This window comes from Arsukibacterium sp. (assembly GCF_036735525.1).
Lineage (GTDB): Bacteria > Pseudomonadota > Gammaproteobacteria > Enterobacterales > Alteromonadaceae > Alishewanella.
On record NZ_DAINOE010000097.1, the window covers coordinates 1 to 10261 of the forward strand.

General features: G+C 49.6%; 11 protein-coding genes. 6 read left to right on the forward strand and 5 right to left on the reverse strand.

What is annotated here, in order from left to right:
• Positions 1-193 precede the first annotated feature (193 nt).
• A complete protein-coding gene (locus V7D78_RS14645) occupies positions 194-1783 on the forward strand; it encodes a SulP family inorganic anion transporter (RefSeq protein ID WP_333609200.1) in 1590 nt (529 codons plus the stop codon).
• A gap of 8 nt (positions 1784-1791) precedes the next feature.
• Here V7D78_RS14645 and V7D78_RS14650 read toward each other — a convergent pair whose 3' ends face one another.
• Both V7D78_RS14650 and V7D78_RS14655 read right to left on the reverse strand, forming a co-directional pair.
• Positions 1792-2871 (reverse strand): LacI family DNA-binding transcriptional regulator, encoded by a 1080-nt coding sequence (locus V7D78_RS14650; RefSeq protein WP_333609201.1) that lies wholly within the window; start codon positions 2869-2871, stop codon positions 1792-1794.
• Positions 2872-3008: 137 nt separating this feature from the next.
• On the reverse strand, positions 3009-4280 hold the full coding sequence (locus tag V7D78_RS14655; RefSeq protein ID WP_333609202.1) for an MFS transporter: 1272 nt from the start codon (positions 4278-4280) through the stop codon (positions 3009-3011).
• Between the two features lie 188 nt (positions 4281-4468).
• Here V7D78_RS14655 and V7D78_RS14660 point away from each other — a divergent pair, with 188 nt between their 5' ends.
• From V7D78_RS14660 to V7D78_RS14675, 4 genes are read left to right on the forward strand one after another with little or no spacing between them, the layout of a single operon-like run.
• Complete coding sequence (locus V7D78_RS14660) at positions 4469-5329, forward strand: MipA/OmpV family protein (RefSeq protein ID WP_333609203.1); 861 nt, start codon at positions 4469-4471, stop codon at positions 5327-5329.
• A complete protein-coding gene (locus tag V7D78_RS14665) occupies positions 5329-5712 on the forward strand; it encodes a DUF3019 domain-containing protein (RefSeq protein ID WP_333609204.1) in 384 nt (127 codons plus the stop codon). The genes V7D78_RS14660 and V7D78_RS14665 overlap by 1 nt, the downstream gene beginning before the upstream one ends.
• Positions 5712-6401: a response regulator transcription factor gene (locus V7D78_RS14670; RefSeq protein WP_333609205.1), complete on the forward strand. Its 690-nt coding sequence runs from the start codon at positions 5712-5714 to the stop codon at positions 6399-6401. Before V7D78_RS14665 ends, V7D78_RS14670 begins: the two co-directional genes overlap by 1 nt.
• Complete coding sequence (locus V7D78_RS14675) at positions 6402-7607, forward strand: ATP-binding protein (RefSeq protein WP_333609206.1); 1206 nt, start codon at positions 6402-6404, stop codon at positions 7605-7607.
• Positions 7608-7624: 17 nt separating this feature from the next.
• On the opposite strand, the gene V7D78_RS14680 is transcribed toward V7D78_RS14675, so the two are convergent.
• On the reverse strand, positions 7625-8299 hold the full coding sequence (locus tag V7D78_RS14680; protein ID WP_333609207.1) for a DUF3334 family protein: 675 nt from the start codon (positions 8297-8299) through the stop codon (positions 7625-7627).
• Between the two features lie 53 nt (positions 8300-8352).
• Positions 8353-8511, reverse strand: a complete 159-nt coding sequence (locus V7D78_RS14685; protein ID WP_333609208.1) for a hypothetical protein — start codon at positions 8509-8511, stop codon at positions 8353-8355.
• A 153-nt stretch (positions 8512-8664) separates the two neighbouring features.
• On the opposite strand from V7D78_RS14685, the gene pyrC reads away from it, so the two are divergent.
• Entirely contained in the window at positions 8665-9696 is a 1032-nt protein-coding gene (gene pyrC, locus V7D78_RS14690; protein WP_333609209.1) for a dihydroorotase, read from the forward strand.
• Here the strand turns inward: pyrC and V7D78_RS14695 are convergent.
• The coding region (locus V7D78_RS14695) for an ATP-binding protein (RefSeq protein WP_333609210.1) at positions 9693-10261 on the reverse strand (569 nt) is incomplete at its 5' end. The two genes, pyrC and V7D78_RS14695, sit on opposite strands and share 4 nt — an antisense overlap.

Here is a 10261-nt window from a genome sequence, read left to right on the forward strand (position 1 = left end):
ATCAAGCCAGAAGGTATAGACTAAATGGGCATAGTTGGGTCGGTGTTTAGCTTCTACACTAAAATCACAATATAAAAATCGGCTTGGTGTTAACGCTGCAATAGCTGCTTTGCTGTAGATATAAGCTATAGCTAGCGGTAACGTTTTTGTCACTGTTAGCCACCTGCGTCGATAATAACAATAAGATGATTCTATGGCAGACACCTCTTATTCAGCCGCCAACTTGCGTGGCGATCTGTTTGGCGGGCTAACCGCTGGCATTGTGGCGTTGCCTTTGGCGCTGGCTTTCGGTGTTGCCTCTGGCGCTGGGGCTGCAGCTGGCTTATATGGCGCCATAGCTCTGGGGTTAGTGGCCGCGCTAATGGGCGGTACTAAAGCACAGATCTCTGGTCCTACCGGCCCCATGACAGTGGTGTTTGCGTCAGCCATTGCTGCCCTTGGCGGCAGTTTTCAAATGGCATTGGCGGTGGTGTTGGTAGGTGGCGCATTGCAAGTTATTATGGGGCTACTCAAAGTGGGTGGCCTTGTACGCTTTATACCCTATCCGGTCATCTCTGGCTTTATGAGCGGTATCGGCATCATTATCATCTTTCTTCAGTTGGCGCCGTTAATGGGTACCACGCCATCAGCATCCACTTTACAAGCCCTCATTATGCTGCCAGATACACTCAGCAGCATAAATATTCAGGCGTTGGCGCTGGGCTTGCTCACTTTTGCTATTGTCTGGTTCACACCAATGAGTATAAGCCGATATCTGCCCTCGCCCTTGCTAGCGCTTTGCTTCTGTACCTTGGCGTCTGTAATGCTCGGCTGGCAGGTGCCGGTGATCGGCGAGATACCCAGCGGCTTGCCAGCAATTGATCTACCTCAGTTTAGCTTAACGCAATGGAGTTTAATTTTTACCCTTGGGCTCACCCTGGCTTTGCTTGGCAGTATTGACAGTTTACTGACCTCTTTGGTGGCCGATACTATTACCCGAACCCGACATTTACCCAATAAAGAGCTTATCGGCCAGGGCCTGGGCAATATGCTGTGTTCTTTTGTCGGTGGCTTACCGGGCGCTGGCGCGACGATGCGTACTGTGGTGAATGTCAATGCTGGTGGTCGTAGTCGGGTCAGTGGCACGGTGCATGCATTGTTTTTACTCGCATTATTGTTTGGACTCGCCCCTTTGGCCGCTAAGATTCCGTTGGCGGTGTTAGCTGGGATCTTGCTTAAAGTGGGTATTGATATTTTGGATTATCGATTACTAAAACGTTTGCAAGGGACGCCTAAGCCTGAGCTGGTGGTTATGTTAACGGTTTTTGCGCTGACCGTTTTGGTGGATTTAGTGGTTGCGGTAGGCGTTGGCGTTGTGTTGGCCATGATCTTGGTGACATGGCGCATGGCAAATATGGCTAAAATCCATTTAGAAGACGATAAACTGCTTAATGTTCCGGATGCTCCTGAGCATCCGGGAGTACGTGTAGTGCGCTTAAGTGGGCCGTTATTTTTTGGCTCTATGGCGCAAATGTTAGACCGCATGGATAAAGTTGATCAGGTGCTGCTGACTAAAGATATCGTATTGGATTGCCGGGGGGTGCCCTTTATGGATTTGACCGCGGTGTTTGCCATTGAAGATATGTTTCTGAAATTACAACAAAAGAAGTTGAATACTTATTTACTTTTGGATGACGCAGCGTTGCGCCAGCGTCTGCTAGCCTTAAACAGTACGGTATTTACTCAGCAGACGCTTTGTCAGTCTATAGAAACGGTTTTGTCGCAGTGTCGTCATGCAAAGTAAAGTGAAGCTCAGTCGGTGTCAGCACCACAAGATTGCCGGACAATTAACCGCGGTTCAATTTGATTGACGGTAATAGGCTGGTTATTAATTAACCGCAACAGGTTATCCACCAGCAGTTCACCGGCCAGGTTAGTATCTTGCTGAATGGTGCTCAGCGCCGGCGTAGCAAAAGAAGCTACCGGTATATCGTCAAAGCCCATTACCGCTATATCCTGCGGAATGCGGTAACCTAAACGATGTAGTGCGCGCATCACGCCAATAGCAATTAAATCGCTGGCACAAAAAATCGCATCCAGCGGTTTTTTCAGACTGATTAACTGTTGCGTTGCCGCATCGCCAGCACTTTCGGTTGAAATAGCGTCAAACTGCGCCACTTGCTCAGCGGCGATGCCATGCGCGCCAAGGGAGTCAATAAACCCTTGATAACGTTGAAAGAACTCAGGGCTGTGTTCAGAGGCATTGCCTATAAAAGCAAAATTACGATAGCCTTGCGCCAGCAAGTGCTCGCCGGCTAACCTGCCACCTTCACGGTTGTGGCTGCGGATAGTAAAATCCGGATGGCCCTGAACCTCTGCGCCCCAGCAAACAAAATGGGTTTCTTGTGCCAGTAATTTATCCAGCTTTTCTTCGTAATCGACATAATCGCCGTAACCCAGCAGGATAATGCCATCGGCTTTATTGCTGTCTTCATAGTCGGCATGCCAGTCGTCACTCAGTTGCTGAAAAGATACCAGTAAATCCTGACTGCGCTTAGCGCAAGCCCGGGTGATACTGCCCAGCATAGACAGAAAAAATGGATTAATTTGTGATTGATCGGTAGTGGGATCTTCAAATAACAGTAAGGCTAGGGTGCTACTACGTTGTTTGCGCAAGTTGCTGGCATTTTTATCGACTTTATAATTCAGCTGTTTGGCAATGGCATGCACTTTATCCCGGGTTTCTTTGTTTACCTGTGGGCTGTTACGCAGCGCCCGCGACACAGTAGACTGCGACACGCCAGCTAAATAAGCGATATCAAACGAAGTAGCTTTGTCTTTCATGTTTTGCTCTGCTATGGCGGCCAGCGATGAACGGGCCAGGCGGCGCATTAACTGCTGTTGCGGCAGTCTCTTATTGTTTTAATCAGCCTATCATAGATGGATTTAACCGTGGATTCAATTTTTACACTGCCAAGGACAGCAGCTGCTAGTGCAGCTGTGTCGTCAAAAGCAACAGAGGCGAAAGTTTAATGTGACGCGGGTGCCTGAGTAACCACCACGCTGCTAGCGTTTTCCCGGACTAAGCACCAACACAGTGCCGACAGTGCCAGACAACTGCCGCATAACACAAAGAGAACCGCTTTATCGGCAAATTGATTTAGCAGTAAACCAAACAGCATGCTCACCACCAGTTGCGGTAACACTACGGACAAATTAAAGATGCCCATAAAAAAGCCCATGCGAGCCGGATCGGCTTTCTCCGACATAATGGCAAAAGGCAGGCTAACCACTGAGCCCCAGCCAATACCGACCACGGCCATCAGTAGATACAAACTTACTGGTGAGCTGACCATAGGTACCATCGCAAAATAGCCTATGGCCATTAGCGCCATACAGCCGGCATGCACTGGCACCCGGCCAAAGCGCCGGCTTAGTGGCAATAACACTAAGGCTGGCACAATAAAACCTACAGTGTTAAGGATGGCAAAAGAGTAGCCAATCAGTTGGCCGGTATTGTCGTACCCCAGGGGTACCAGCCGGTCGTTCAGGTAAAAAATAAAATAGACAAACATGCTTTGCACACCCAGCCAGCTAAAGCCGTGAGCGACATAGAGTTTAATTAATTGTGGCCAATCGGCTGCTTTGGCTCTTGGTAATGGCTTATCTTCGTCGCTGCTGTGATGCAGTTGCCGCGGCTCAGTGATCAGTAAAGTGGGCAGTAAAGAAAAAGCCAGCACCACAAATACCGACAGATATATCAGCTCAATATTGCCCCAGCTGGCACCGATTAAATAAGCGAGTACCCCAAAAAAGCCTGAGATGGTTTGCATCCAGGTATAACCTTTAGTGCGTTGTTCACCTTGTGGCGTGACATCGGCAATCAGGGTACGGGTAGGGTTAAAACTTATATTGATGGCCAGATCCAGAGTCAGGGCAACAAAGAGCGCCACTATTACAATGTCCATCATGCCCAGCATACTTTGCAGTTGTGCCAGATTAGGCAACGCGGCCAGCATCAGGGCGGCCAAACTACCGCCAATTAAAATGAAAGGACGGCGCCGCCCGCGCCAAAACCAGACTTTGTCACTGATAAGCCCAACTAATACCTGACCAACAATGCCAGCCAACGGGCCAGCCGCCCAGACGAAACCAATCTGGTAGATTTCCAGATTAAACTGAGTACTTAAAATCCAGCTTAGCGTGGCAATTTGCACCGACAGCGCAAAGCCCATGGCAGTGGCAGGCAAGCTGAGTAACAGATAAAAGGGCGTACTGAGATGACGTTGACTATTAAGCATAAAAGGCAGACCAAAAAAATAATATTGCCTACTGTACAAGCTTTAAGCAGCGGGCTCATTGTGCAAATGCGCCAAATATTCGGTAACGGTTTACTGACCTTTTTGTGAAAACTTGTTATTTCGCTTATACCCACCTAAGAGCCTTGGTACACTGTATGTAACAAAACCTTTTTGCAGGTTCAGTATTAGTGTTAAGAGCATCAATAATACTGCTGTTTTTGCTTTGGCTTACGCCAACGCAACTGGCGGCAGCAGAGTGCGACGAAGTAGGCTGTGTCGCCGAACAAACCTTTTATATGAGCTGGGCATTGGGTTATGGCCAGCGCAGTAATCCGTTGCATGGTGGCAATACCCTGCCACTGGCGCTATTGCCTGAAATTTACTATTACGGTGAGCGCTGGTTTTTTGATAACGGCCGAATTGGCTCAGCATTGTATATCCGCGATAACTGGCAACTTAGCATTAATGGCCAGTTTAATCATGAAAAAGGCTATTTTAAAAACTGGTTTGGCGGCAATGTTTTCCAACTCGACAATGCGCCGTTGTTGCTGCCAGATCTGACCACCAGTGCAGAGGTCATTGGGCCATTGCCGTTATCGATAAATGAAGTGAATAAAAGACCGACCGCCTTTGATATCGGCTTGCAGTTGGACTGGTTTAATAAACGCTGGCAGTGGCAATGGGCCATTTGGCAGGACGCCAGTGGCAAACATCATGGCCAATATGTCACGGTTGGCGTTGCCCGGCTATGGCATACCCCTGTTGGCGCCTGGCAATTGGGTAGCCGCGTGCACTGGAAAAGTGCCAATCTGATTGATACTTATTATGGCATCAGTGCGGACGAGGCAGGAAATGGTTTACCTTATCAGGGCCAAAGCAGCGTACAGCCAGAACTGCGACTTAACTGGACCTTACCTTTGTCTGACAAACTGAGCGTGATTGCTTTTGGCCGTTATCTCCACCTGGATGATGCGATGACGGACAGTCCACTGGTTAAATCTGATTATATTGTTACCTGGTTTGCCGGGATAAGTTACCGGTTTTACTGATGCAGTTACTTAGCCTGATTGGGATGATAATGGCGCTAAGTGGCAATGGCAACCTGGCGGAGCGTTGCCAGGAATCATTGTGCTGGCAAGTGAGCCCCACGGTGTGCGTGACCGAACAACAGCAAGCTAGTTGTCGGGCTGAGCTAACGCTGCGTTGGCATAGCCAGCAACCGCAGAGTTTGTGTTTTTATCTGGCAGAGCAGTCGATGCAATGCTGGCATCAGGCAACCGCGGGTGAATTTAAACAAATGCTCGACTGGCATTATGGCTGGGTCAGTTTACGGGCAAATAGTGATTTAATCCTGTTAAGTACCGAACTACAGGTACTTAGTCGGCAGCCGTTGCGGCGGCGTCGTGTGGCAGGACCCTGGAGTTTATTCTGATGGCAAAAATTTTATTAGTGGAAGATGACAGCCGTTTGGCTAGTCTGGTGCAAAGCTTTTTGGTGCAACATGGTTTTAGTGTGCAATTGCAAGGTCAGGGGTCGGCGGTCGCTGAACATTGCCGGCAGTTTCAGCCGGATTTAATAGTGTTGGATGTGATGCTGCCGGGTCTGGATGGTTTTGGTGTTTGCCGGCAAATTCGCCCTTGGTACAAGGGGCCGGTGTTAATGCTTACCGCCAAGCAAGGGGATATCGATCAGGTATTAGGCCTTGAGTTGGGCGCGGATGATTACGTGATCAAGCCGGTCGAGCCGCGGGTGCTGCTGGCGCGAATCAATGCCCTGCTTAGACGCACACAGTCAGAAGTAAAAAACGAACCTGAGCAACTGACTTTTGGCCGTTTAGTGTTAAAGCAGCGGGCGCGTGAGGCCTGGTTTGACGAACAAAGAGTCGATCTAACCAGCTATGAATTCGATTTATTGTGGATGTTAGCGCAACACGCCGGCCAGACCGTAAAGCGCGAAGCCATTCACCAGCAAATTATTGGCCGCGAGTATGATGGTTTGGATCGCACTGTTGATGTGCGGATCTCACATTTACGCCGCAAGCTGGGTGACAGTGCTGATGTGCCATTCCGTATCAAAACGGTGTGGGGTAAAGGCTACCTGTTTGTCGCGGACGCCTGGTAAATGCATCGGCTGTTTTTGCACTTTTATGTTTTTTTATTTTTAATTTTATTGGGGCTCGGCTGGACCATTGAACAGCTATGGCGCCATGTGCAGCCAGCTACTGAACCGGCGTTAGTCACCGCTATGGCTGATCAGCTCACCTTGCTGCTGGCTCAGCCACAATGGCCGAGTTTAGTCAGTGTACCCTATCAGACGGTGCCTATGCAGGCCATTAACTGGCAAGCGCAAGAACTGGAGTTGTTGCAGCGGGGGCAGTTGTTGTCATTGTTTCAGGATGACAGGGTCTATTTTTATGCGCTTATGCAAGATGAGCTCTGGCAATTAGGGCCCTTACCCCTGGATACCTCTGCCGGCTTTGATTGGTTCAGCTTGTTATTTTTTGTATTGCTGGCGATAGCGGTAGCGCTGTGGTTATGGCCGGTGGCACGTGATATCCGCTTTTTGCAACAGCAATTGCAACGTTTTGGCCAGGGCCAGGATGCCAGCTTACAATTGCCGGCCCGCTCTTTTATTGCCCCTATTGCTGATAGTTTTCAGCAGATGAGCCAGCAAATTCGCGCCTTGCTTGAATTGCAGCGTGAGATGACCCATGCGGTATCGCATGAACTGCGTACTCCTATCGCCAGGCTAACCTTTGCGCTGGAGATGGCCCGGCAACTACCAGAGACAGAGCGTGATTTGATGCTGCAGGATGTTCGGGAGCTACAGCAGCTGGTTGATGAGATGCTCGATTATGCCAAGCTGGAGACCCATCAGTTAAGCCTGAAAAAACAGCAAGTGGATCTGGTTGAGTTACTGCATAATTTGAGAGAAAAACTCTCTGTCTTACCAGGCGCCCCTATCACCTTGCTGTTACCTGAGAAAGCCGTGCTGCATGGCGATGGCCATTATCTGGAACGGGCGATTCAAAATTTACTGGTTAATGCTAAACGCTTTGCGCATAGCCAGGTGCAGGTCAAACTGTCCAGGCAAGCTGGTAGCTGGACACTGAGTGTGGAAGATGATGGCCCTGGCATACCCAAAGAACAAAGGGCAGAAGTGATAAAGCCTTTTCTGCGCTTGGAGCAAAGTCGCAGTAAAGCCGGTGGCGGCTTTGGACTGGGACTGGCTATAGTGTTGCGTATTACGCAATGGCACCACGGCCGCTTACTGATTGATGACAGCTCGCTCGGTGGTGCCAGAATGCGTTTAGTGATCCCGGAATAGCCTGCTAAAATTAGCGCTTATAACCCCAGGTTTTTCATAAAGTCATCGTCGATTTCCGGTTGAATACTTACGGTGCTTTCTGGCCGGTATTGCTGGGCGTTGGCCAGAATATCATCTGGATTTTCCTGCTCGGTTCGCTCAAAATCCTGCAGCTGAATAAACTCCGTTTTATCCATGGCCAGTTCCATGTAAAAGATATTGTGCTCTGGTGTGCTGAAGGTAACGCGTCGCGCCTGCGGCTGATCTAACTGAGTATTAATCAGAATTTGTACTTGCTTATTGATGGCCATCATTTTCGGTTGGCTTTGATTAATAGAGGTATGTAAATCCTGGCGAACTTTATTGGTAAAGTCGCCGACGATCTGGTTCATCAGTTCGCCCATCACATTACCCACTTCATCAGCCGTATGGAATTGCGCCAGTTCATCGGCTGGCATGCCCATACTCATCATGTACTTGCGGTAAATTTCCATCGCCGCTTGCGAGGTAAAATTAATGATCACCAGTCCGGAAAAGCCACCATCAAATAACACAAAACAGCCCAGATCAGGCCGCAAGCAGGTTTTCTGGATTTTTTGCACCATAGGCGAGTGGCTGATAGCCGGGTTACCGGCAGCAGAGAGAACACTACTGACCGCCTGACACAGCGTCAGCAGAATATCGTCAGTGGTAATAATTTGGGTTTTTTTCATGCGGTTTTCCAAGGGCTATTTTTGTTAGTATAAGTGCTTATTGCCATTTCACGCTAAATTTTACAGGCGCCGCCACTGCATTCGTCATCGTCATCGCCAAATTGCGGTTCGCTGGCGCGGTTTTCAGCTTCCGCTTGCTGTTTTGCTAAGGCGGCGGCTGCACCGTCAAAATCGAGGTTGTTTAAATCAAAATCCAGATCAAAGTCAGACATGATGCTTGCTCCTGTTGGTCTTTGCCAGTGTAACAAACTGCGCCTAAGGATTAAAACAGTTAACGCCTTAAAATTTCCGTTGAGGTCGATTTCACCCCTGTCGATTCCTTGCTATTATAGCGCTCATCTTTTCTGACCCGCCCGGAGCTACTGATGAGCCTGTTAACCCTGCAAACCCCCGATGACTGGCATTTACATTTTCGTGATGGCGATATGTTGCTGGAAACTGTACCGGCCACAGCGCGTCAGTTTGCCCGAGCGATAGTCATGCCAAATTTAGTGCCGCCGGTGACTACCGCCGAGATGGCGCTGGCCTATAAAGCACGTATTCTGGCTGCAAGGCCAGAGGGCAGCCGCTTTGAACCCTTAGTCACCTTGTTTTTAACGGACAAAACCAGCCGCCAGGATATTATAGATGCTAAGGCGGCCGGTATTGTTGCCGCCAAGTTGTATCCTGCTGGCGCCACTACCAACTCCAGTGATGCAGTGAGCGCGCTGGACTCGCTGTATCCGGTATTTGAAGCCATGGCCGAGCAGGGTATATTGTTGCTGGTGCATGGTGAAGTCACTGATCATGATATTGATATTTTTGACCGTGAGAAGGTGTTTATTGACCGCTACCTACAACATATAGTGGCGCGTTTGCCAGAGTTAAAAGTGGTCTTTGAGCATATTACCACGGCAGATGCGGCCAGCTTTGTTGCGTCGGCTTCTGCCAATGTGGCGGCCACCATTACCCCACAGCATCTATTACTTAACCGCAATGACTTGTTAGTGGGTGGCGTCAGGCCACATAACTATTGTTTGCCGGTATTAAAGCGTCGAACGCATCAGGAGGCGCTTCGGGCTGCGGTGGCCAGTGGCTCTGCAAAATTCTTTTTAGGCACCGACTCTGCACCGCACGAAAAACACCGCAAAGAATCAGCTTGTGGCTGTGCCGGCTGCTACAGCGCACACAGTGCTATTGAATTGTATGCTCAGGTATTTGATGAGTTAGGCTGTCTGGAGAAGCTGGAAGGCTTTGCCAGCCACTATGGTGCCGATTTTTACGGCCTGCCACGCAATACTGGGCAAATTCAGCTGCAACGCCAGGAGTGGCAGGTACCCGCAGAAATTATCCTGCCAAATGGCAATCCGATAGTGCCGTTTTTTGCCGGCCAGTTGTTAAAGTGGAAGCTGGTTTAAGTTTTAAGGTAACTAAGCAGCCGTTCTAATGCCCGGTAGCTGAGGGCTTCCATTATATGCGCCTTGCTGATCTGTGGTTGTTGCTGCAGATCGGCAATGGTGCGTGCGACCTTAATCACTTTATGATAGGTGCGGGCCGACAGCTTAAAGCGGTAAATGGTATCTTCTAAAAAACGCGCATCGCTCGGTTGTAGCGGGCAAAAGTCACTGATGTCACTGCCACTGAGCCGGGCATTGGCTTTACCCTGACGCGCCAGTTGAAGTTGCCTGGCGGCCACTACCCGCTCTCTGACCTGGCTGCTGGGCTCTTCACTGCTATGTTGCTGGCTTAGCATACCCTTGGGTAGCAAGGGCACCTCTATTTGCAATTCTACCCGATCAATAAAGGGGCCAGATAAACGGTTCAGATAGCGCATGACTTGCTCCGGGCTGGCGCGGCCATCTTCATGATGGCCAGTTGGGCTGGGGTTCAGGGCGGCAATCAGTTGAAATTGCGCCGGAAATTCTGCCTGACGCGCCGCCCGGCTGATATGAACAATGCCTGTCTCCAGCGGCTCGCGTAGCA